16 protein-coding genes and 1 riboswitch are annotated in these 22395 nt (G+C 72.3%); of the genes, 12 read left to right on the forward strand and 4 right to left on the reverse strand.

Annotated elements, in window-relative coordinates; genetic code table 11:
* Positions 1-86: 86 nt before the first annotated feature.
* From ACSTA4_RS25675 to fdhD, 4 genes are all read left to right on the forward strand, one after another.
* The gene (locus ACSTA4_RS25675; RefSeq protein WP_444961333.1) at positions 87-2030 is read left to right on the forward strand and encodes a molybdopterin oxidoreductase family protein; all 1944 of its coding nucleotides are present in this window, start codon (positions 87-89) and stop codon (positions 2028-2030) included.
* Positions 2031-2250: 220 nt separating this feature from the next.
* On the forward strand, positions 2251-4221 hold the full coding sequence (locus ACSTA4_RS25680; RefSeq protein ID WP_444961334.1) for an NAD(P)H-dependent oxidoreductase subunit E: 1971 nt from the start codon (positions 2251-2253) through the stop codon (positions 4219-4221).
* Complete coding sequence (locus tag ACSTA4_RS25685) at positions 4218-5159, forward strand: 2Fe-2S iron-sulfur cluster-binding protein (RefSeq protein WP_444961335.1); 942 nt, start codon at positions 4218-4220, stop codon at positions 5157-5159. Before ACSTA4_RS25680 ends, ACSTA4_RS25685 begins: the two co-directional genes overlap by 4 nt.
* Before the next feature lie 102 nt (positions 5160-5261).
* Positions 5262-6143, forward strand: coding sequence for a formate dehydrogenase accessory sulfurtransferase FdhD (fdhD, locus tag ACSTA4_RS25690; RefSeq protein ID WP_444961336.1), 882 nt, complete (start codon positions 5262-5264; stop codon positions 6141-6143).
* 172 nt (positions 6144-6315) lie between these two features.
* Here fdhD and ACSTA4_RS25695 read toward each other — a convergent pair whose 3' ends face one another.
* Genes ACSTA4_RS25695 through sucC form a run of 3 tightly spaced genes read right to left on the reverse strand, consistent with a single transcriptional unit; the run spans position 6316 to position 10024 of the window.
* Positions 6316-7863, reverse strand: coding sequence for an aldehyde dehydrogenase family protein (locus tag ACSTA4_RS25695; RefSeq protein ID WP_444961337.1), 1548 nt, complete (start codon positions 7861-7863; stop codon positions 6316-6318).
* A complete protein-coding gene (sucD, locus tag ACSTA4_RS25700) occupies positions 7860-8798 on the reverse strand; it encodes a succinate--CoA ligase subunit alpha (RefSeq protein ID WP_444961338.1) in 939 nt (312 codons plus the stop codon). Before sucD ends, ACSTA4_RS25695 begins: the two co-directional genes overlap by 4 nt.
* A 38-nt stretch (positions 8799-8836) precedes the next feature.
* Positions 8837-10024, reverse strand: coding sequence for an ADP-forming succinate--CoA ligase subunit beta (sucC, locus tag ACSTA4_RS25705; RefSeq protein ID WP_444961339.1), 1188 nt, complete (start codon positions 10022-10024; stop codon positions 8837-8839).
* A 152-nt stretch (positions 10025-10176) separates the two neighbouring features.
* Between sucC and ACSTA4_RS25710 the strand changes: the two genes are divergently transcribed.
* The 6 genes from ACSTA4_RS25710 to ACSTA4_RS25735 all read left to right on the forward strand — a co-directional run bounded on the left by ACSTA4_RS25710 (position 10177) and on the right by ACSTA4_RS25735 (position 19226).
* Positions 10177-11595 (forward strand): MFS transporter, encoded by a 1419-nt coding sequence (locus ACSTA4_RS25710; protein WP_444961340.1) that lies wholly within the window; start codon positions 10177-10179, stop codon positions 11593-11595.
* Between the two features lie 109 nt (positions 11596-11704).
* Entirely contained in the window at positions 11705-13411 is a 1707-nt protein-coding gene (locus ACSTA4_RS25715) for a thiamine pyrophosphate-binding protein (RefSeq protein WP_444961341.1), read from the forward strand.
* A gap of 23 nt (positions 13412-13434) precedes the next feature.
* Positions 13435-14664 carry a formyl-CoA transferase gene (gene frc / locus ACSTA4_RS25720; protein ID WP_274974866.1) on the forward strand — a complete coding sequence of 410 codons (1230 nt, stop codon included), beginning with the start codon at positions 13435-13437 and terminating at the stop codon, positions 14662-14664.
* Between the two features lie 4 nt (positions 14665-14668).
* Positions 14669-16828, forward strand: a complete 2160-nt coding sequence (locus ACSTA4_RS25725) for an acetate--CoA ligase family protein (RefSeq protein WP_444961342.1) — start codon at positions 14669-14671, stop codon at positions 16826-16828.
* Between the two features lie 236 nt (positions 16829-17064).
* Entirely contained in the window at positions 17065-18663 is a 1599-nt protein-coding gene (locus ACSTA4_RS25730) for an Nramp family divalent metal transporter (protein WP_444961343.1), read from the forward strand.
* Between the two features lie 35 nt (positions 18664-18698).
* Positions 18699-19226 (forward strand): hypothetical protein, encoded by a 528-nt coding sequence (locus ACSTA4_RS25735; protein WP_444961344.1) that lies wholly within the window; start codon positions 18699-18701, stop codon positions 19224-19226.
* A 120-nt stretch (positions 19227-19346) separates the two neighbouring features.
* Here the strand turns inward: ACSTA4_RS25735 and ACSTA4_RS25740 are convergent, their stop codons facing one another.
* Positions 19347-19661: a DMT family transporter gene (locus ACSTA4_RS25740; RefSeq protein WP_274974870.1), complete on the reverse strand. Its 315-nt coding sequence runs from the start codon at positions 19659-19661 to the stop codon at positions 19347-19349.
* 36 nt (positions 19662-19697) lie between these two features.
* Positions 19698-19764, reverse strand: a riboswitch (guanidine-III (ykkC-III) riboswitch).
* Between the two features lie 415 nt (positions 19765-20179).
* On the opposite strand from ACSTA4_RS25740, the gene ACSTA4_RS25745 reads away from it, so the two are divergent.
* Positions 20180-20578, forward strand: coding sequence for a DUF485 domain-containing protein (locus tag ACSTA4_RS25745; protein WP_248772143.1), 399 nt, complete (start codon positions 20180-20182; stop codon positions 20576-20578).
* On the forward strand, positions 20575-22260 hold the full coding sequence (locus tag ACSTA4_RS25750) for a solute symporter family protein (protein ID WP_444961345.1): 1686 nt from the start codon (positions 20575-20577) through the stop codon (positions 22258-22260). The genes ACSTA4_RS25745 and ACSTA4_RS25750 overlap by 4 nt, the downstream gene beginning before the upstream one ends.
* Positions 22261-22395: the final 135 nt, after the last annotated feature.

A 22395-nucleotide genomic window follows, 5' to 3' on the forward strand; every position in this document is an offset into this window, starting at 1 on the left:
CCGTCTCAATACTGTATGCAGTATCCGCACAATGTCGCCGCCCGGCGGCCCGGACGAATCCGGCCACGAACACCAAGCGAGGCCACATGCGATCCGACGCACCCTCAGCACCCCTCACCCGACTCACCCAACCCCTCGTCCGCGACGGCGGCGAGCTGCGCCCGGCCTCCTGGGAGGAGGCCCTGGACCGCGCGGCCGCCGGGTTCCGGCGCGGGGTGGCCGAGCACGGACCCAACTCCTTCGGCATGCTCTCCTGCGCCCGCGCCACCAACGAGATGAACTTCATGGCGCAGAAGTTCACCCGCGTCGTCGTCGGCACCAACAACGTCGACTCGTGCAACCGCACCTGCCACGCGCCCAGCGTCGCGGGACTGGCCGCGGCCTTCGGCTCGGGCGGGGGCACCTCCTCCTACACCGAGATCGAGGACACCGACCTCATCGTGATCTGGGGCGGCAACCCGCGCTTCGCCCACCCGATCTTCTTCCAGCACGTGCTCAAGGCCGTGCGGCGCGGGGCGCGCCTGTTCGTCGTGGACCCCCGGCGCACCCCGACCGCGGAGTGGGCCGACCGCTGGCTGGGCCTGAACGTGGGCACCGACATCCCGCTGGCTCACGCCATCGGCCGCGAGATCCTGCACGCGGGGCTGGCCAACGACACCTTCGTCCAGCGCGCCACCACCGGCCTGGAGGAGTACCGGGCGCTGGTCGAGCCGTGGACGCTGGCCGCCGCCGAGGCCGAGACCGGCGTGCCCGCCGAGGCCATCCGCGAGCTGGCGCACGCCTACGCCCGCGCCGAGCGCGCCCAGATGTGCTGGACGCTGGGCATCACCGAGCACCACAACGCCACCGACAACGTCCGTTCGCTGATCAACCTGTCCCTGCTCACCGGGCACGTGGGACGGTACGGGTCCGGGCTCAACCCGCTGCGCGGCCAGAACAACGTGCAGGGCGGCGGCGACATGGGCGCCATCCCCGACCGGCTGGTCGGGTTCCAGGACATCCTGGACGCCCGGGTGCGCGCGCCCTTCGAGGCCGCCTGGGGACGCGAGATCCAGCCCGCCAAGGGCCTGAACCTGACCCAGATGTTCGAGGCGATGGACGAGCGCGAGCTCAGGACGCTCTACGTGATCGGGGAGAACCCCGTCCAGTCCGAGCCCGAGACGCACAAGACCACCCGCCGCCTGCGCGGCCTGGACCACCTGGTCGTGCAGGACATCTTCCTGACCCGCACCGCCGAACTGGCCGACGTGGTGCTCCCGGCCAGCGCGTCCTGGTGCGAGTCCGACGGCACCTTCACCAACAGCGAGCGCCGCGTGCAGCTGGTGCGCAGGGCGCTGGACCCGCCGGAGGGCGCCCGCGACGACATCGAGATCATGTGCGACCTGGCCACCCGGCTGGGCCACGACTGGGCGCGGCCCTCGGCCGAGGAGATCTGGGACGAGGTCCGCTCGCTCTCCCCCATGCACCGGGGCATGAGCTACGCGCGCCTGGCCGAGCTGCACGGCATCCAGTGGCCGTGCTACTCCGAGGACGCCGTGGAGCCGAGCTACCTGCACGCGCGGCTGTGGTCGGAGGACCCGGCCGAGCGCGGCGAACCCGCGCCCTTCGGGATCGTGGGCCACTCGCCGCCGGTGGACCTGCTGGACGAGGACTTCCCCTTCCGGCTGACCACCGGCCGACGGCTGGACGACTACAACACCGGGGTGCAGACCAGCGGGTTCTCCTCGCCGCTGCGCCGGGGCGAGCTGCTGGACCTGTCCCCCGAGGACGCGGCCAAGCTCGGCGTCGGCGACGGGGAGACGGTCCGGGTGACCTCCCGGCGGGGCTCGGTGCTGGTCCCGGTCTCGGTCACCGAGGCCATGCGGCCCGGCCTGGTGTTCATGACCTTCCACTTCCCCGACCAGGTGGACACCCAGCTGCTGACCATCGACGCCACGGACCCCATCGCGGGGACCGCGGAGTACAAGGCCGCCGCGGTGCGGATCGAACGGGTGGAGCGATCCGCCCGCCAGGCCGCCGCAGCGAGCTGAGGGAGAAGGGGAGGGCCGTGCCGTCGCCCCAGCCCCCTGCGGCGGCGGCACGACCCGTCATGCCAGGTCAGCGCCCTGCGATCGCGGTCCGAACACTCGGGCGCATCCTTACGCGATCTTACCGCTTACAGGGGTTGTCAACCCGAACACCGCCATCATACTGTTCTCTGTATACAGAATCCTGTGATCTGGATTACATTCGATATGAGGTGACCACGGCGTGGACCTGCGATTCCTGGACGAGACGCCCACCACCGCCGAACGCGAGGCCGTCGAGAGCGTGCTCGGGCCGCCCGAGTCCGGCTGGGACGGCGGCGCCCGCCAGGACGCCGACCTGCGCTACGCGCGGGGCGGCCACTCCGCCCGCGACCGGCGCGACCTTCTCCTCCCGGCCCTGCACGCGGTGAACGACCGCGTGGGCTGGATCAGCCGCCCCGCCCTCGACCACATCTGCCGCAGGCTGACCGTCCCCCCGGCGGAGGCCTACGCCGTCGCCTCCTTCTACGCGATGTTCGCCCTGCACCGCAGGCCCCGCCGGGTCGTGCACCTGTGCACCGACATCGCCTGCGCGGCGGCCGGATCGGACGGGCTGCGCGCCCGGCTGACCGAACGCCTCGGCCCGCCCGGCGGCCACGACGGGGAGGCGGCCTGGCACGAGAGCCCGTGCCTGGGCATGTGCGAGCGCGCGCCCGCCGCCCTGGCCCTGGAGGCGGGCGCCCCCGCCCGGTACGCCGTCGCCGCTCCCGCCACACCCGAGGCGCTGGACGCGATGGCCGCCGGGGCCCTGCCCGGGACCGGGGCGCCGGAGGCCGACGGCCACCGGCCCTCGACCACCTTCGGCGCGGACCCGCTGCCCGGGACCGCGCCCGAACCCGACCCCGCCGCGGCCGTGCCCGACGCGGGCTCGCCCGACCACGTGCTGCTGCGCCGGATCGGCACCGTCGACCCCCTGAGCCTGGACGACTACCGCGCCGCGGGCGGGTACGCCGCGCTGCGCCAGGCGCTGCGCCTGGGTCCCGCCGGTGTCATCCGGGAGGTCTCCGACTCCGGCCTCGTCGGCCGGGGCGGGGCCGCCTTCCCGACCGGACGCAAGTGGCAGGCCACCGCCCAGCAGCCGGACGGCCCGCACTACCTGGTGTGCAACGCCGACGAGAGCGAGCCCGGCACCTTCAAGGACCGGGTCCTGATGGAGGGCGACCCGTTCTCCGTCGTCGAGGCGATGACCATCGCGGGGTACGCCGTGGGCGCGCGGACCGGCTACCTCTACATCCGGGGCGAGTACCCCCGGGCGCTGCGCCACCTGGAGAACGCCGTCGCCCTGGCCCGCGGGCGGGGCCTGCTCGGCCCGGACGTCCTGGGGTCGGGCTTCGCCTTCGACATCGAGATCCGGCGCGGCGCGGGCGCCTACATCTGCGGCGAGGAGACCGCGATCTTCGGCTCCATCGAGGGGCAGCGCGGCGAGCCGCGCAGCAAGCCGCCCTTCCCCGTGGAGAAGGGGCTGTTCGGCAAGCCCACCGCCGTGAACAACGTCGAGACGCTGGTCAACGTGCTGCCCGTCCTGCTGATGGGCGGCCCGGCCTACGCGGCCGTGGGCACCGGCCAGTCCACCGGCCCCAAGCTGTTCTGCCTGTCGGGCGGCGTGCGCCGTCCGGGGCTGTACGAGCTGCCCTTCGGCGCCACCCTGCGCGACCTGATCGAGGCGGCCGGGGGGATGCCCGAGGGGCGCACCATCCAGGCGGTCCTGCTCGGCGGCGCGGCCGGGACCTTCGTGCGCGGGGACGAGCTGGACATCCCGCTCACCTTCGAGGGGGCCCGCGCGGCGGGCACGTCCCTGGGCTCGGGGGTGGTGCTGGTCCTGGACGACACCGCCGACCTGGTCGCGACGCTGGTCCGGGTGGCGGCCTTCTTCCGCGACGAGTCGTGCGGCCAGTGCGTGCCCTGCCGGGTGGGCACCGTGCGCCAGGAGGAGTCGCTGCTGCGGATCAGGTCCGGGGGCGACGCCGCCGCCGAGGTGCCCCTGCTGCGCGAGGTCGGCCTGGCGATGCGCGACGCCTCGATCTGCGGTCTGGGGCAGACCGCGTGGAACGCGGTGGAGTCGGCGATCGACCGGCTCGGCCTGTTCGACGCGACCGACGACACCCACCAGAGCACCGGCCCGGGCACCCGGGCGGCTACCGAGGAGGCCCGATGACCGTCCCCGTACTCCTGGCCCCGCCCAAGCGGCTGATCGACGCGACCATCGACGGGCGCACCGTGCGCGTTCCCGAGGGCACCACCATCCTGGAGGCCTGCGCCGGGGAGGGGACCGAGATCCCCACCCTGTGCTACGGCGACACCCTCACCCCCCGCAACGCCTGCCGGGTGTGCGTGGTGGAGGTGGAGGGCGCGCGCACGCTCGCCCCCGCCTGCTCGCGCAAGCTGGAGCCCGGCATGAGCGTGGCCACGGACTCCGAGCGGGTGCGGCACAGCCGCAAGATGGTCCTGGAACTGCTCGGCTCCTCCGTGGACCTGTCCACCACGCCCAAGGCGGCCGGGTGGATGGAGCGCTACGAGGCCGAGCCCGAGCGGTTCGGCCCGCGCGCCGAGGCCGCGGCGCTGGGCGTGCGCGACGCCCGCCACGCGGGCGACCACGAGCCGGGCGACGGAGCGGTCGCGGAGACGGTCGAGCAGCCCGCCAAGGTGGACAACGACCTGTACGTGCGCGACTACTCCAAGTGCATCATGTGCTACAAGTGCGTGGACGCCTGCGGCGACCAGTGGCAGAACACCTTCGCCATCGGGGTGGCCGGGCGCGGCTTCGACGCCCGGATCTCCACCGAGCACGACGTCACGCTGCCCGACTCGGCCTGCGTGTACTGCGGGAACTGCATCGAGGTGTGCCCCACCGGCGCCCTGTCCTTCCGCACCGAGTTCGACATGCGCGAGGCGGGTACCTGGGACGAGGAGGCGCAGACCGAGACCACCACGGTGTGCACCTACTGCGGGGTGGGCTGCAACGTTACGCTGCACGTGCAGGAGAACGAGATCGTCAAGGTCACCTCGCCGCACGACAACCCGGTGACCCACGGGAACCTGTGCATCAAGGGCCGGTTCGGCTTCCAGCACGTGCAGCGGCGCGGCGGCGGCTGACCCCCGCGGGCCCGCTCGGGGGCGGGCCCACCTCAGGGGATGAGAAACCGGGCGAAATCAGATAGAACCGGGACAGAGGTACACCAGAAGGCGGTGGAACGGATGGGACGGGTCACGGCCCGGGAGAAGGTGCTCCGGATCAGGGACGGGTCCGCGACCGAGCGCGTGGACACGCTGGTCGTCGAGGAGCCCCTGGAGATCAGGCTGGACGGGGACCCGCTGAGCGTCACCATGCGCACCCCCGGCAACGACTTCGACCTGGCCGCGGGGTTCCTGGTGAGCGAGGGCGTGGTCTCCCGGGGCGAGGAGGTCACCGCCATCCGCTACTGCGCCGGGGCAACCGAGGACGGTTCGAACACCTACAACGTGCTCGACGTGTCCCTGGCCCCGGGCGTCCCCCGCCCCGACACCTCCCTGGAGCGCAACTTCTACACCTCCTCCTCATGCGGCCTGTGCGGCAAGGCGAGCCTGGACGCCGTGCGCACCCAGGCCGTATGGCAGGTGGAGGCGGACGGGCTGCGCGTCGGGGTCGAGACCCTGACCTCGCTGCCCGACCGGCTGCGCGAGGCCCAGCGGGTGTTCGAGCGTACCGGCGCCCTGCACGCCGCCGGCCTGTTCACCGCCGACGGCGAGCTGCTGGCCCTGCGCGAGGACGTGGGCCGCCACAACGCGGTGGACAAGCTGGTCGGCTGGGCGCTGCGCTCGGACCGGCTCCCGCTGCGCGAGACGGTGCTGATGGTCTCGGGGCGGGCCTCCTTCGAGCTGGTCCAGAAGGCATGGATGGCCGGCATCCCGATGATGGCCGCCGTCTCCGCGCCCTCCTCCCTGGCCGTCGACCTCGCCGCGGAGGCGGGCATCACCCTGGTCGGCTTCCTCCGGGGAACCTCCATGAACGTCTACGCCGGACGGCACCGGATCCTCCTGAAGAAGGCGCACGCCGCGCCTTCGGCGGCCACGGGAGGCGTCCGCGGTCCGGGTCGGTAGACGCGGGAGCGGCCGGTGCGCTCCAGCCCCCTGCACCGACCGCTCCCGACATCCGGTCCTCCCGGGGGAGGACCCGTCCAGGCTTTCCCGAAGGCCCTCCCGGTCTCCCGAAGGGCCGCTTCTCGGTGTCGCCTCCGGGGCGCCCGGTTCCGGACGCTCCCGGAGGCGCTGCCTAGACGCGTCCCTCGGGGCGCAGGGTGTAGTGCGGGAAGTTGCCGGGCAGGCGCTCGGCCGCCGGTCCCCTCGTGACCGCGTGGACCAGCAGCTCGCCGCCGACGAAGGCGCCCCGCCAGGAGTCGCCCCAGCCGCCGAACAGCTCCTCGCGGTCCCCGCGCGAGCGCGGCCGGTTGACGCCGACCTTGAAGGCCCGCACCCCGGCGGCCAGGCGCGCGGCCGTGTCGGTGTCGTCGCACGAGACCGTGGCGACCAGGGCGCCGTTGCTGGCATTCATGGCGGCCAGCAGCTCGGCCTCGGTGTCCACCAGCACGATCGAGTCGACCGGGCCGAAGGGCTCGGCGTGGAAGAGCGGCGAGGAGCGCGGCGGCTCCAGGAGGGCCACGGGGGCCACGTAGGCGTCGGTGTTCTGCCCCGGCAGCAGGAGGGCGTCCTCCAGCCCGCCCCGGTACAGCGGCACGGCCCCGCCCGCGACGGCCTCGGCCACCCGGTCGGTCAGCTCCTTGGCCTTGGCCGCGTTGATCACCGGTCCGAAGTCCAGCTCGGGCGGGTCTTCGTCGGCCGACTCCACGGCCAGGGGGTGGCCGAAGCGCACGGACCGGACCGCCGTGAGGTAGGCGTCGAGGAAGGCGTCGAAGCGGGAGCGCTGCACGACGAACCGGGGGTAGGCGGTGCAGCGCTGCTTGGCGTAGTCGAAGGTTTTGCGGATCTGCCCGGAGAGGGTCTCCCAGTCCCCGAACTCCCACACGCCCCAGCAGTTGAGCCCCTCCTGCTCCAGGACGTGCGGCCGCCCCAGGTCGGCGAGGTCGGCCGCCACCCGGCCGCCGGTGTCCCGGCCGCCCACGAAGGACACGCAGCCGATCTCCGGCCCGCGCACCAGCGCCGGGGAGAGGTCGCTACCGCCTCCGCTGACCAGCGTGAACGGCAGGCCCTCGCGGACCGCCAGGGCCACGGCCAGGGTCAGGCATACCAGTCCGCCGTCGGTGGGGGTCTTGGCGATCACGCCGTTGCCCGCCAGCGCCTGGACGCACATCGCGTGCGCCAGCACGCTCATCGGGTAGTTCCAGCTCGCGATGTTGCTGATCGGGCCGTCCAGGGGCAGGCGGCCCTCCAGCATCGGTTCGACGCCGTCCAGGTACCACTCGACCCCCGAGATCGCCCGGTCCACGTCCTGGCGGGCCAGCCGCCAGGGCTTGCCGATCTCCCAGACCAGGGCCAGGGCGAGGGTGTCGCGGTGCCGCTCCCAGGAGCGGACCGCGGCGCGCACCCGCTCCCGGCGCTCGGCCAGGGGCAGCGCGCTCCAGCGGCGGTGGTCCTCGGCCGCCCCGGCGACCGCGCGGGCCGCGGTGGCCCCGTCGAGCATGGGCGGGCCCGCGATCTCCGAGCCGTCCACGGGCGAGTACGCGGTCCGGGGCTCGCCGTCGGCGCGCCACCGGCCGCCCCAGTGGTTGTGCGTCCGGTCGGGGCCGAAGGCCTCCGGGGCCTCCTCGCGGCAGCGGGTGTACAGGGTCGCCCAGTCGGTGCCGGGCTTGAGCGTCGCCGTCATCGCACCGTGGGCGCCGCCTCGGAGAGGGCGCCCGCCTCCTCTCCGAGGGGAGCCCCGGCCAGGACGGCGCGCACCATCCGGGCCGCTTCGCTGGGGGTGGTGCCGACCTTGACGCCGACGGCCTCCAGCGCTTCCTTCTTCGCAGCGGCCGTGCCCGAGGAACCCGAGACGATCGCGCCCGCGTGGCCCATCGTCTTGCCCTCGGGAGCGGTGAAGCCCGCCACGTAACCCACCACGGGCTTGGTCACGTTGTCGCGGATGAACTCCGCCGCACGCTCCTCGGCGTCCCCGCCGATCTCACCGATCATCACGATCACGTCGGTGTCCGCGTCGGCCTCGAACGCCGCCAGCGCGTCGATGTGCGTGGTCCCGATGATCGGGTCCCCGCCGATGCCCACCGCCGAGGAGAAACCGATGTCACGCAGCTCGTACATCATCTGGTACGTCAGCGTCCCGGACTTGGACACCAGCCCGATCCGGCCCGGCTTGGTGATGTCGGCCGGAATGATGCCCGCGTTGGACTGGCCCGGCGTGATCAGCCCGGGGCAGTTGGGGCCGATGATGCGGGTCTTGTTGCCCTTGGCCTGGGCGTGGGCCCAGAACGCGGCCGTGTCGTGCACCGGGATGCCCTCGGTGATGACCACGGCCAGCCCGATCCCGGCGTCGATGGCCTCGAAGACCGCCTCACGCGAGAACTTGGGCGGCACGAAGATGACGGTGACGTCGGCGCCGGTGGCGGCCATGCCCTCGGCCACCGACCCGAAGACGGGCACCTCGGTGCCGTCGAAGTCGACCTTCTGGCCGGCCTTGCGGGGGTTGACCCCGCCCACGATGGTGGTGCCCGAGGCGAGCATGCGCCGGGTGTGCTTGGTGCCCTCAGAGCCCGTCATGCCCTGCACCAGGACTCTGCTGTCGCTGTTCACGAAGATGGCCATGTGTGTTCGTCGCTCCCGTCGGGGGTGTGCGGCCGCTGTCAGTTGGCGGCCGCGAGCTCGGCGGCCCGGGCGGCGGCGCCGTCCATGGTGTCCGCCTGCTGCACGGCCGGGTGGGCGCGTCTGGTGAGGATCTCGCGGCCCAGTTCGGCGTTGTTGCCGTCCAGGCGCACGACCAGCGGCTTGCCGAGCTGGTCGAAGCCCTCGTCACCGCTGCGGCCCTCCAGCATGTCCAGGGCCCGGACGATGCCGTTGGCCACCGCGTCGCAGGCGGTGATGCCGCCGAAGACGTTGACCAGAACGCTCCTGACCGAGGGGTCGCCCAGGATGATCTCCAGGCCGTCGGCCATGACCTCGGCCGATGCCCCGCCGCCGATGTCCAGGAAGTTGGCCGGCCGCACCCCGCCGTGCGCCCCGCCCGCGTGGGCGACCACGTCCAGGGTGGACATGACCAGGCCCGCGCCGTTGCCGATGACGCCGACCTCGCCGTCGAGCCTGACGTAGTTCAGGCCCTTGGCCCTGGCCATGCGCTCGCGCTCGTCGGTGTCGGCGCCGTCGGTGAACGGGGTCCGTTCGGGGTGGCGGAAGGCGGCGTTGCCGTCCAGGGTGACCTTGCCGTCCAGGGCGATGATCCGCCCGTCGGCCGTGCGGACCAGGGGGTTGACCTCGACGAGGGTGGCGTCCTCCCCGACGGCGACCTGCCAGAGCCGGGTGACCACCTGGGCCGCGCAGTCGCGCACCTCCTCGGGCAGTCCGGCCGCGCGGCAGATCGCGAGGGCCGCCCCGTGGTCCACGCCCCCGGGGCCGACCGGGGTGCGCACGACCGCCTCGGGCCGGGTCCGGGCGACCTCCTCGATGTCCATGCCGCCCTCGGCCGAGCAGATCGAGAGGAAGGTGCGGTTCGCGCGGTCCAGCAGGAAGGAAAAGTAGTACTCCTCCGCGATGTCGGAGGCCTCCTCGATGAGGACGCGGCGGACGGTGTGGCCCTTGATGTCCATCCCGAGGATCTGCTCGGCCCTGGCCCGGGCGTCCTCGGGGCCCTCGGCGACCTTGACGCCGCCGGCCTTGCCGCGACCACCGGTCTTGACCTGCGCCTTGACCACCACCCGGTGGCCGATCCGTCCGGCCGCCAGCCGGGCCTGTTCGGGGGTGTCCGCGATCTCGCCCTCGACGAGGGGGACGCCGTACTCCCCGAAGAGCTGTTTGGCCTCGTACTCGTACAGATCCACCGGGCCTCCTCACGTGCGTGGTTCTCGGTCCCCTCCAGTGTTACGCCATACTGTATGCAGTATGCAATAGCCCTTCGGGCAGAAATGTGTCCCCGGTCACCCCTTTCCAGATCGACGTGGTCTTTGCATACTGCATACAAGGAGGTGCCGTCATGCGCAGCCGCCGTCCGCTCCCCGATCCGTCCCCCTCCACCCCCTCCCCCGCCGATCCCCTCCCCGAAGAGGTGCGCGACTGGCGCGGCAGGAGCTACGCGGTGGGCCCCTCGGCCCGCGCGCTCACCGGCCGGTCCCGCCGCTCGATCCTGCTCCGCGCGCTGACCGCCGCGGCGGCGGTCGGCGGGCTCCAGTTCGGCTACGGCGCCGCGGTCCCCTCGCTGGTGGCCGCGCACGGCTGGTCGCCCGCCCAGGCGCTGGTCCCCTTCCTGGTCTGGACCCTGGTGCAGGGCGCCTGCGCGCCGGCGCTGCACCGGCTCCGGGCCCGGGGAGCGGTGCGGGCCGGACCGGCCGTCCAGGCGGGCGCGCTGCTGTGCGCCGCCGCCCTGGTCGCGCTCGGCGCCTTCCCGTCACTGCCCGCCGCCGTCCTGGGCTACGGCCTCCTGGGCGGCCTGGGCGCGGGGCTGGTCTACCACTCCTGCACGCACCTGGTGGACGGCTGGTTCCCGGACCGGCGCACCGTGCGCTCGGGTGCCGTGGGCGGCGCCTTCGCCCTGGGCTGGACGCCCTTCCTGCCCGCCGTCGCGCTCGGCGCCTCCCCCTCCGCCCTGCCCGTCGTCTGCGGGGCGCTCGCCCTGCTGGTCGCGGTCCTGGGGCTGGTGGGCGGCGCGGGGCAGCGCCCGGCCCCGCCCCGGTGGTGGCCGCCCGGCTCCGACCCGCGCGCGAGCGCGCTGCTGGCGGGCGCCGACCCGCCGTGGGCCCGCGACCTCACCCCGGCCCAGGCGTGGTCCTCCGGCCGCTCCCTGCCACTCCTGCACGCGGTGGTCGCGCTGTCCGGGGCGAGCGCGCTGTCCACCCTCGCCGTGCTGCCCGTCCTCCTGGCGGACGGCGGCCACCCGGGCGCGGCGGTCGCCCTGGCGGTGACGGCCTTCGCGGCGGGCAGCGGCCTGGGACGGCTGGCCGCGGGTACCGCGGCCGAGCGGACCGGCCGCAGGCGCACGCTCACCGCGCTGCTGTGCGCGGGGGCGCTCGCCCAGGCGGGCCTGGCCGTCGCCGTCCCGACCGGGCAGAGCACCGCGCTCGTGCTGCTCGCGCTGGCGGCGGGCGCGTGCACCGGCTCGTGCTACCCGCTGACCCGGGCGATCACCGAGGGGCACTTCGGGCCGCGCTGGACCGCCGACATCCACGGCCTGGTCTACAGCTCCAAGGCGGTCGGCGGCCTGCTCGGGGTCGGCGGGGCCGCGCTGTTCCTGGCCCTGGCACCGGCCTCCGCGTGGCCCGCGGGCCTGGCCGCGTCCGGGGCGCTCTGCGGCGCGGCGGCCGTCCTGGCGGCCCTGCTCAGGCGTCCGCTCCCGGTCCGGACCACACCCGCACCACACGGGGTCTGGACACCGACGCGGCACCGTGCTCCAATGTGATGCACACGGTATACAGTATCCCGCCTACAGAAGACGGTCGCACCGCACAAGCCACCGCAGGACACATCCCGCACTCCCGCACACCCGCACGAAAGGGGTCGGCGTACCGATGGCCGACAAGGCAACCAGCGAGTCCACCAGCAGCGAGAAGACCACGATCTCCGGCGGCCACCTGGTCGCCAAGGCCCTCAAGGCCGAGGGGATCGACGTGATCTTCACGCTCTGCGGCGGACACATCATCGACATCTACGACGGATGCGCCGACGAGGGCATCGACGTGGTCGACGTACGGCACGAGCAGGTCGCCGCGCACGCCGCCGACGGCTACGCCCGCGTCACCGGCAAGCCCGGGTGCGCCGTCGTGACCGCCGGACCTGGGACCACCGACGCGGTCACCGGCATCGCCAACGCCTACCGCGCGGAGAGCCCGATGCTGGTCATCGGCGGCCAGGGCGCCCTGAGCCAGCACAAGATGGGCTCGCTCCAGGACCTGCCGCACGTGGACATGATCAACCCGATCTCCAAGTTCGCCGCCACCGTGCCGCACACCGAGCGGGTCGCCGACCTGGTCTCGATGGCCTTCCGCGAGGCCAACAGCGGCGCCCCCGGCCCGGCCTTCCTGGAGATCCCCCGCGACGTCCTGGACGCCGAGGTGCCCGTGGAGCGGGCGCGTATCCCCGCCAAGGGCCGCTACCGCGCCTCCACCCGGCAGGCGGGCGACCCCGCCGCGATCGAGCGGCTGGCCGACCTGATCGTGCGCTCCGAGAAGCCCAGCATCCTGCTCGGCAACCAGGTGTGGACCACCCGGGCCACCCAGTCCGCCACCGACCTGGTGCGCGCGCTCAACATCCCCGCCTACATGAACGGCGCGGGCCGGGGCACCCTGCCGCCCGGCGACCCGCACCACTTCCAGCTCTCCCGGCGCTACGCCTTCACCAACTCCGACCTGATCATCATCGTCGGCACCCCCTTCGACTTCCGGATGGGCTACGGCAAGCGCCTCTCGCCCACCGCCACGGTGGTGCAGATCGACCTCAACTACGCCACCGTCGGCAAGAACCGCGACGTGGACCTGGGGCTGGTCGGGGACGCCGACGTGATCCTGTCCTCGGTGCTCCAGGCGACCTCGGCCTACGGGGACAACGGCGCCCAGAGCCGCAAGACCTGGCTGGAGGAGCTGCGCACCCAGGAGCAGGCCGCGCTGGACAAGCGCGCGCACCTGCTCACCTCCGACTCCACGCCCATCCACCCCTACCGGCTGGTCAGCGAGATCAACCAGTTCCTCACCGAGGACTCCATCTACGTCGGCGACGGCGGCGACATCGTCACCTTCTCCGGCCAGGTGGTCCAGCCCAAGTCGCCGGGCCACTGGATGGACCCCGGGCCCCTCGGCACGCTGGGCGTGGGCGTCCCGTTCGTGATGGCGGCCAAGTACGCCCGGCCGGACAAGGAGGTGGTGGCCCTCTTCGGCGACGGCGCGTTCAGCCTGACCGGCTGGGACTTCGAGACCCTGGTCCGGTTCGACCTGCCCTTCGTCGGCATCGTGGGCAACAACTCCTCGATGAACCAGATCCGCTACGGCCAGATCGCCAAGTACGGCGCGGACCGGGGCGAGATCGGCAACACCCTGGGCGACGTCAACTACGCCGAGTTCGCCCGGATGCTGGGCGGCCACGGCGAGGAGGTCCGGGACCCGGCCGACATCGCCCCCGCGCTGCGGCGCGCCCGCGAGTCCGGCAAGCCCTCGCTCGTCAACGTCTGGATCGACCCCGAAGTCTACGCCCCGGGGACGATGAACCAGACCATGTACAAGTAGCCCTGACCAGGAAGGAGAGAGTCATGGGCAAGGCACTCGACGGGGTCCGCGTCCTGGACATGACCCACGTCCAGTCGGGCCCGTCGGCGACGCAGATACTCGCCTGGATGGGCGCCGACGTGGTCAAGGTGGAGGCGGTCACGGGTGACATCACCCGGCGCCAGCTCCGGGACAAGCCCGGTGTGGACAGCCTCTACTTCACGATGCTCAACTCCAACAAGCGCAGCGTCACCCTCAACACCAAGAGCCCCAAGGGCAAGGAGATCTTCCTGGACCTGGTGCGCCGCAGCGACGTGCTGGTGGAGAACTTCGCCCCCGGCGCGCTGGACCGCATGGGCTTCACCTGGGAGGTGCTCGCCGAGGCCAACCCGCGGCTGGTCTACGCCTCCATCAAGGGGTTCGGCCCCGGCGCCTACGCCGACTTCAAGGCCTACGAGGTGATCGCCCAGGCGATGGGCGGCTCCATGAGCACCACCGGGTTCGAGGAGGGCCCGCCGCTGGCGACGGGCGCCCAGATCGGTGACTCGGGCACGGGGATGCATACAGTAGCCGGTATCCTCGCCGCGCTGTACCAGCGCACCAACACCGGCCGAGGCCAGCGCGTCCAGGTCGCCATGCAGGACGCGGTGCTCAACCTGTGCCGGGTCAAGCTGCGCGACCAGCAGCGCCTGGCGCACGGACCGCTGGCGGAGTACCCCAACGACGACTTCGGCGACGAGGTCCCCCGCTCCGGCAACGCCTCCGGAGGCGGCCAGCCCGGCTGGGCCGTGCGCACCTCCCCCGGCGGCCCCAACGACTACGTGTACGTCATCGTCCAGCCCACCGGCTGGGAGCCCATCACGCGGCTCATCGGCCGCCCCGAGCTGGCCGAGGACCCCGAGTGGGCCACCCCCGAGGCCCGGCTGGACAAGCTCGACAAGATGTTCGCCCTCATCGAGGAGTGGGCCAGCCAGATCCCCAAGTGGGACGTGCTGGCCGCGCTGAACGCGCACAACATCCCCTGCGGGCCGATCATGTCCACCCGCGAGATCATCGACGACCCCACCCTGCGGGCCAACGGGGTCGTCACCACCGTCGAGCACCCCGAGCGGGGCTCCTACGACACGGTCTCCTCGCCGATCCGGCTCTCGGACTCACCGGTGGACGTCGTCCGCTCCCCGCTGCTCGGCGAGCACAACGCCGAGGTCTACGGCGGCGAGCTGGGGCTGTCCGACGAGGACCTGGCCGAACTCGCATCGAACGGAGTGATCTGAACACATGGCCGTCTACACCCCCGACCGCCCCGACCACGACCGCGCCGCGGTCCGCGAGGTGCTCGACCGCGCCAGGGCCGAGGGCAGGAGCGCCCTGACCGCCCCCGAGGGCCGCGTCCTCGCCGACGCCTACGGCATCCCCGTCCCCGGCGAGGCGCTGGCGCACTCCGCCGAGGAGGCCGCCGAACTCGCCGGAGAACTCGGCCTGCCGGTCGTGGCCAAGATCGTCTCCCCCGACATCCTGCACAAGACCGACGCGGGCGGCGTCGAGGTCGGCCTGGACAGCGCCGAAGCGGTCGCCGGGGCCTACCAGCGCATCACCGCCAACGCCCTGGCCCACACCCCGGGGGCGCGCATCGACGGGGTCCAGATCCAGCAGCAGGTCGGCGGCGGACCGGAGGTCGAGGTCCTCGTCGGCGCGACCACCGACCCCACCTTCGGCAAGATCGTGGTCTTCGGGCTGGGCGGCGTCCTGGTCGAGGTGCTGCGCGACGTCACCTTCCGGATGGCCCCGGTCTCCCGCGAGGAGGCGCTGACCCAGATCGACGACATCCGCGCGGCCGAGGTCCTGCGCGGCGTGCGCGGCCGCCCCGGCGTGGACCGGGAACGGCTGGCCGACGTGGTGAGCAGGCTTTCGGACCTGGTCACCGACTTCCCCGAGATCGCCGAGGCCGACCTCAACCCGGTCTTCGCCGGACCGGCCTCCGCCGTGGCCGCCGACCTGCGCTTCGTCCTGGACTTCGCGCCGCCCGAGCCGCCCGCGCGGTTCGAAAGGGACGAGATCCTCGCCGCGATGAACCGGGTCTTCAAGCCGCGGTCGATCGCGATCGTCGGCGCCTCCAACGAGCCCGGCAAGATCGGCCACTCCGTCATCAAGAACATCGTCGACGGCGGGTACGCGGGCGAGGTGTACCCGGTCAACCCCAAGTCCTCCGAGGTGTACGGACGCACGGCCTACAAGAGCGTCCTGGACATCCCCGGCGAGGTCGACGTGGCGGTCTTCGCGATCCCCGCCAAGTTCGTGGCGGGCGCGCTGGAGGACGTCGGCGCCAAGGGGGCCGCCGCGGCGGTCCTCATCCCCTCCGGGTTCGCCGAGACCGGTGAGCAGGAGCTCCAGGACGAGGTGCTCGCCGTCGCCCGCAGGCACGGCGTGCGCCTGCTCGGACCCAACATCTACGGCTACTACTACACGCCCGAGAAGCTGTCGGCGACGTTCTGCACCCCCTACGACGTCAGCGGCGGCACCGCCCTGACCTCGCAGTCGGGCGGGATCGGCATGGCCATCCTCGGCTACAGCCGCAGCACGAGCACCGGCGTCTCGGCCATCGTCGGCGTCGGCAACAAGGCCGACATCGACGAGGACGACCTGCTCACCTTCTTCGGCCAGGACGAGAACACCAACGCCGTCGCCATGCACCTGGAGGACCTCAAGGACGGCCGCGCCTTCGTTGAGGCCGCCCGCGAGGTCGTGCCGCACAAGCCCGTCATCGTGCTCAAGGCCGGACGCACCGACGCCGGGGCGCGCGCGGCCGGATCGCACACCGGCGCGCTGGCGGGCGACGACAAGGTCTACGACGACATCCTGCGCCAGGCGGGCGTGGTCCGGGCCCCCGGGCTCAACGAGCTGCTGGAGTTCGGCCGCGCGCTGCCGGTCCTGCCCACCCCCAAGGGCGAGAACGTCGTCATCATCACCGGCGCGGGCGGATCGGGCGTGCTGCTCTCCGACGCGGTGGTGGACAACGGCATGAACCTCTACGAGATCCCGCCGGACCTGGACGCCTCGTTCCGGGCCTTCATCCCGCCCTTCGGCGCCGCCGGGAACCCGGTGGACATCACCGGCGGCGAGCCGCCCTCCACCTACGAGGCCACGATCCGCCTGGGCCTGGAGGACGAGCGGGTGCACGCGCTCATCCTGGGCTACTGGCACACCATCATCACGCCGCCGATGGTCTTCGCGAAGGTGGTCGCCGACGTGGTGGCCGAGGCCAGGGCCAAGGGGATCGACAAGCCCGTGGTCGCCTCGCTCTCGGGTGACACCGAGGTCGAGGAGGCCTCGCGGTACCTGTTCGAGCACGGCGTCGTGGCCTTCCCCTACACCACCGAGAAGCCCGTGCAGATTCTCGGCGCGAAGTATCGCTGGGCCCGCGCCGCGGGACTACTCTGACCCAGTGCCCGGTCGGTGCTCCGGCCCCGACCGGGCCCCGTACCAACGCGCACCACCCCTGAACCCGGCGGCCACGGAGCCGCCGCCACACGGCCGCCGGGTCCCCCACCGCGCGACGCAGCCCCTGCGTCGCGGTGACCTCGCCCGTGCGTCCGGCAGAGAGGAGTCCGCACCACCCGGGGGCGCCATGCCAGCAAGCAGCTCGCATCCGCACAGCCCACAGGGAGTTCCCAGCCATGGATTCCTCACGCCCCGAGACCGGCGGCACGCCCGAACCGGTCCGCCAGTCCCCCACCGACGCACAGCCACCCTTCGTCCCCGCCCAGAGGCAGGCCGCTCCCCCCGGGGCCGAGGCCGTCTCCGGCCCGTCCGCCCCCGGCGGCGCTCCGCCCGAGGAGCGCGTGTGGAAGGCGGGCCGGCTGGAGCCGATGCCGATCCGCCCCCTGCCCAAGGCGCCGCCCTCGATCCACATCCTGGGCCCCACCGTGTTCCTCGTCGCCCTCGGCGTGGGCATGGGCGAGTCCTACATGTGGCCGAGGCTGGTCCTCGTCTTCGGCCCCGAGATCCGCTGGCTGTTCCTGGTCGGCGTCACCCTCCAGGCCGTGGTCATGCTGGAGATGTCGCGCTACGCGATGGCCACCGGGGAGAGCATCTTCTACGGCGCCGCGCGCGTGTTCAAACCGCTCATGTGGTTCTTCTTCATCACGGCGATGCTGGTCTACATCTGGCCGGGCCACCTCTCGGCGGGCGCCTCGGCCTTCGAACGGGTGACCGGCATCCCCTGGCAGGTCACGGCGGTCGCCGGGATGCTCCTCGTCGGCGTGGTGTTCACACTGGCCAAGGTCATCTACAACCTGCTGGAGAACGTGCTGTCGATCTGCATCGGCATGCTGGTGGTCGGCAGCGCCGTGATCGCGGCCATCGTGGGCGACCTGTCCGACCTCACCTCCACCCTCACCGGGATGTTCGCGTTCGGCTACCTGCCGGAGGAGGCCACCACGGCCCTGTGGTTCCCCGTGATCGTGGGCTCCATCGCCTTCGCCGGGCCCTCGGGCATGCAGCAGATGTGGTACACCCTGCACCTGCGCGACAAGGGCGCCGGGATGGGCTCGCACATCCCCAAGATCCGGGGGCTGCGGCACGCGGGCGAGCAGGAGACCATGCCCACGCGCGGCTTCATGTTCGACACCTCCGACGCCTCGGAGATGGAGAAGTGGAAGGGCTGGCGGCGCTGGGTCACCTTCGACGCGATGGTCCTGTTCTGGGGCATCACGATGCTGGTGACGGTCTCCTTCACCGTGCTGGCCCAGGCCTCGGCCCGCTTCGACCCGAACGTGACCGACCTGCTGCGCGACGGCGACCGCGACGCCGCCCTGGACGCCATGGCGGCCTCCTTCTCGGCGGCCGGGAGCCCGGTCCTGGGCACGGTGTTCTTCTGCTTCATCGCGCTCATCGGCCTCAACGCCACGCTGGGGCTGTTCGACTCCTTCTCGCGCGGCCAGGCCGACATGACCTTCAACTTCGTGCCGGGCGCCAAGAAGGTCGGCATGTCGAGGCTGTACGCCCTCTTCCTGTGGGGCCTGATCGCCTTCGGCATCGTGATCCTGCTCTTCGGCCCCGCCGACGGCCCGGCGGCGATCCTGGACGTGCTGGCCTTCCTGTCGGCGTTCGCGATGGGCGCCTACTGCGTGGTGCTGCTGCTGGTCAACAACCTCACCCTGCCCAAGCCGATCCGGCCGGGCATCCTCTCCAACGCCGTCATCGCCTTCGCGGCGGTGTTCTACCTCGGCGCCCTGTTCTACTCGCTGTTCGCCTTCGGGGTCGTGATCGACTGATGGGCGCCCGGGAAGCCCTCCCCGCGGGGAGGCCCGTGCTCGACCACGTGGAGATCACGCTGCCGGGCGCGCTGATCGGCCTGGTGGCCGGTCTGTTCGCCACGGCCGTCGCGGTGATGGCCGGGCTGTCCCCGGTGGTCACCCTCGCCCTCGCGGCCGGGCTGGGCGTGCCCCTGGCCCTGTTCGGCGCCGGGTACTGCGTGCTGCTGGCGCGCGGTGTCTTCCAGGTCGGCGCGGTGGCGCCCATGGCGCTGTACTGGCTGGTGGGGTTCCCCGTCTCCCGGCTGATCGACTCCTACGCCGTGGCGTGGGCGCTGGGCGACGACACCGTGCTGGGGGAGCCGCTCCTGTCCTTCCTGGCCCTCCAGGCGATGCTGAGCCTGGGGTTCACGATCGGCTTCCTGTGGCTCCACGAGAGGATCGCGCCGCACTGGCTGCTCCGCGTCCGGGGTCACAACCCGGTGGCGGCGTCCCTGGTCGAACGCTATCTGGAGCACGCCGTCCACCTCGACCGGCGGCGGGGCGGCACCCGCCGCGGCACCTCTCGGTCCCCGTCGCCCTGAGCCGCGCGGTGACGCTCCCGTGACGACGGCGGCGGCCGGGCACCGCGCGGTGCCCGGCCCCCGCCGTCGTGTACACGGTCCCGGAAGGACGAGGAGACCGCCCGTCCGGGGACGCGGCTCCTAGTGCAGGAGCTTGAGCCCCACCACGCCCGAGACGATGAGCACCAGGCACATCAGCTTGGCCCAGGTGAAGCCCTCGCCGAGGAAGAACATGCCCACCAGCGCGGTACCGACGGCTCCGATGGCCACCCACACCGCGTAGCCGGTCCCGACGGGGATGGTGCGCAGGGCGTAGGCCAGACCGGCCATGCTCAGGAACAGGGTGACCCCGAAGGTCACCGACGGCCACAGTCGGGTGAAGCCCTTCGAGGCGCTGAGCGAGAGGGCCCACGCGGTCTCCAGGAACCCCGAGATCACCAGAACGATCCAGGCCATGATGCCTACCTCCGTGACGTGTGACGTGCGTTGTCCAACGCGCCGTCTTGTCGTCACCGGGTACGGCGCACCTCGTCCGGGGTATCGCGGAACGCGCCGACGCGGATGTCCGCGACGGCGGTGATGGTGCACAAGCTACAACGCCCCGGGCCGGACGGGCGTTCCGGGTGGGGTGGAGGTGTGTCTCACCACAGGGGGCGGCCCAGGCCGGGCGGAGGCCGGACGCTCCCCGGACCCCTCCCCCGGACACGGGAACCCCTGCGGGACGGGCTCCGCGCGCGCGTGCGCCGCAGGGCCCGTGGTCTGGACCGGAGCCGCTCGGCGACCGTTCGGCGCGCCAGGCGACCGCTCACCGCGCGCTGGGCGACCGTTCGACGCTCCGCCCCCGCGTTCGGCGCGCGTGCGCACGAGCCCCCTCCTTCGCGGTAGTGCCGCTCCTTACAGTTCCCCGTAACGCAGATCACACCAGAGCGGCGCCGTCGCCGCCGGACGCACGGAAATCCCCCCGGAGGTAGAGCATGTCAACAGACCGGCCAACGAAGGACCCGGCCCCGCCGCCCGACGGCGACGGAAACGGCGACGCGATCCCGACCGAGGCCTACGTCACCATGCACGGCGACCCGCGCTTCGTCGAGCTCAAGCGGCGGCTGTACAGGTTCGTCTTCCCGATGAGCCTCGCCTTCATGGCGTGGTACCTGCTCTACGTGCTCATGTCCGCGTTCGGCCGCGACCTCATGGGCGTGGTGCTCTTCGGCAACGTCAACGTCGCCCTGGTCTTCGGTGTCCTCCAGTTCGTGTCGACCTTCGGGATCGCCGTCCTGTACACGAACTACGCGCGCCGCAGGCTCGACGCCCAGGCGGTCGAGCTGCGCGACGAGCTCCACTACAACGCGGCGAACAAGGAGGGCGGCCGATGAACCTCGCCCAGGAAGCTGTCGAGACGGTCAGCGACAGCAGCCGCATCATCACCATCGTCCTCTTCGTCCTCATGATCGCGGCCACGCTCGGCATCACCGTCTGGGCCGGCCGCAGCACGCGCTCCGCCACCGACTTCCACTCGGGCGGGCGCGGCTTCTCCCCGCTCCAGAACGGCCTGGCGATCGGCAGCGACTACATGTCCGCCGCGTCCTTCCTGGGCATCGCGGGCATGATCGCGCTGTTCGGCTACGACGGCTTCCTCTACTCCATCGGGTTCCTCGTCGCCTGGCTCGTCGCCCTCCTGCTGGTCGCGGAGCTGCTGCGCAACTCCGGCCGCTACACCATGGGTGACGTGCTGTCCTACCGGATGCGGCAGCGCCCGGTGCGCACGGCCGCGTCGGTCTCCACGATCGTGGTGTCGATCTTCTACCTGCTGGCGCAGATGGTCGGCGCGGGCGCGCTCATCGCCCTGCTGCTGGGCATCCAGCCCGGGCAGACCTTCATGGGCATGGACGCCGCCACCGCCAAGATCGTCGGCATCGTGGTCATCGGCCTGCTGATGACCATCTACGTGACCTTCGGCGGTATGAAGGGCACCACCTGGGTGCAGATCATTAAGGCCCTCATCCTCATGCTGGGCGCCGCCCTGCTCACCGTGCTGACCCTGTCCCTGTACGGGTTCAACCTCGGCGCGCTGATGAGCGACGCCGCCGCGGCCAGCGGCCAGGAGGGCTTCCTGGAGCCCGGCCTGCGCTACGGGGTGGAGGTCGCGGGCGACCCGCTCCAGACCCTGTGGAACAAGCTGGACCTGATCAGCCTGGGTCTGGCCCTGGTGCTGGGCACGGCCGGCCTGCCGCACATCCTCATCCGCTTCTACACCGTCCCCGACTCCCAGAGCGCCCGCAAGTCGGTCAACTGGGGCATCGGCCTCATCGGCACCTTCTACCTGATGACCCTGGTGCTGGGCTTCGGCGCGGCGGCCATCGTCGGCCACGAGGCCATCACGGCGCAGGACGCCGCGGGCAACACCGCGGCCCCGCAGCTGGCCCAGGTGGTCGGCGAACGCATCGGCGGCGAGATGGCGGGCGCGGTCCTGCTGGCGATCATCGCCTCGGCGGCCTTCGCGGCCATCCTGTCCACGGTGGCGGGCCTGGTCATCGCCTCCTCGTCCTCCATCGCGCACGACTTCTACAACTCGGTCCTGCGCAAGGGCAGGGCCACGGGCGCCGAGGAGGTCCGGGTCGCCCGCCTGTCCGCCCTGGGCGTCGGCGTGGTCGCGATCCTGCTGGCGGTGTTCGCGCAGAACCTCAACGTGGCCTTCCTGGTCTCGCTGGCGTTCGCGATGGCGGCCTCGGCGAACCTGCCGACCCTGCTGCTCAGCCTGTTCTGGAAGAGGTTCAACACCCGGGGCGCCCTCGCGGGTATCTACGGCGGCCTGATCAGCGCCGTGGGCCTGGTGTTCTTCTCGCCCGTGGTCTCCGGCAGCGAGACCGCGCTCATCCCGACCGCGGACTTCGCCTGGTTCCCGCTGCCCAACCCGGCCCTGGTGTCGGTGCCGATCAGCCTGCTGTGCGCGATCGTGGGAACCCTGTCGTCCAAGGAGCGCGACTTCGACAAGTTCGCCCAGCTCCAGGTCCGCGCCCTGACCGGCGCGGGCGCGGAGAAGGCGGCCAACCACTAGAGGTGGTGCCTCCGGGCCCGCCACCGCTCCCGGTGGCGGGCCCGGCTCCTTGTCCTCGGCGCGAGCGCGCATTTGCGTCACGATTCGAAAGGTGACCCCGGCCACGTGAGCACCGACACAGTCCGCTGGGATAGG

It is taken from the genome of Nocardiopsis sp. M1B1, from assembly GCF_052466615.1.

Excerpts from the sequence above, each read along its gene's own strand:
- ACSTA4_RS25730 (WP_444961343.1), top strand. The coding sequence starts at position 17,065 with ATGGATTCCTCACGCCCCGAGACCGGCGGCACGCCCGAACCGGTCCGC.
- ACSTA4_RS25675 (WP_444961333.1), top strand. The coding sequence starts at position 87 with ATGCGATCCGACGCACCCTCAGCACCCCTCACCCGACTCACCCAACCC.
- ACSTA4_RS25685 (WP_444961335.1), top strand. The coding sequence starts at position 4,218 with ATGACCGTCCCCGTACTCCTGGCCCCGCCCAAGCGGCTGATCGACGCG.
- ACSTA4_RS25710 (WP_444961340.1), top strand. The coding sequence starts at position 10,177 with ATGCGCAGCCGCCGTCCGCTCCCCGATCCGTCCCCCTCCACCCCCTCC.
- ACSTA4_RS25750 (WP_444961345.1), top strand. The coding sequence starts at position 20,575 with ATGAACCTCGCCCAGGAAGCTGTCGAGACGGTCAGCGACAGCAGCCGC.
- ACSTA4_RS25740 (WP_274974870.1), bottom strand. The coding sequence starts at position 19,661 with ATGGCCTGGATCGTTCTGGTGATCTCGGGGTTCCTGGAGACCGCGTGG.
- frc (WP_274974866.1), top strand. The coding sequence starts at position 13,435 with ATGGGCAAGGCACTCGACGGGGTCCGCGTCCTGGACATGACCCACGTC.
- ACSTA4_RS25715 (WP_444961341.1), top strand. The coding sequence starts at position 11,705 with ATGGCCGACAAGGCAACCAGCGAGTCCACCAGCAGCGAGAAGACCACG.
- fdhD (WP_444961336.1), top strand. The coding sequence starts at position 5,262 with ATGGGACGGGTCACGGCCCGGGAGAAGGTGCTCCGGATCAGGGACGGG.
- ACSTA4_RS25745 (WP_248772143.1), top strand. The coding sequence starts at position 20,180 with ATGTCAACAGACCGGCCAACGAAGGACCCGGCCCCGCCGCCCGACGGC.
- sucD (WP_444961338.1), bottom strand. The coding sequence starts at position 8,798 with ATGGCCATCTTCGTGAACAGCGACAGCAGAGTCCTGGTGCAGGGCATG.
- ACSTA4_RS25725 (WP_444961342.1), top strand. The coding sequence starts at position 14,669 with ATGGCCGTCTACACCCCCGACCGCCCCGACCACGACCGCGCCGCGGTC.
- ACSTA4_RS25695 (WP_444961337.1), bottom strand. The coding sequence starts at position 7,863 with ATGACGGCGACGCTCAAGCCCGGCACCGACTGGGCGACCCTGTACACC.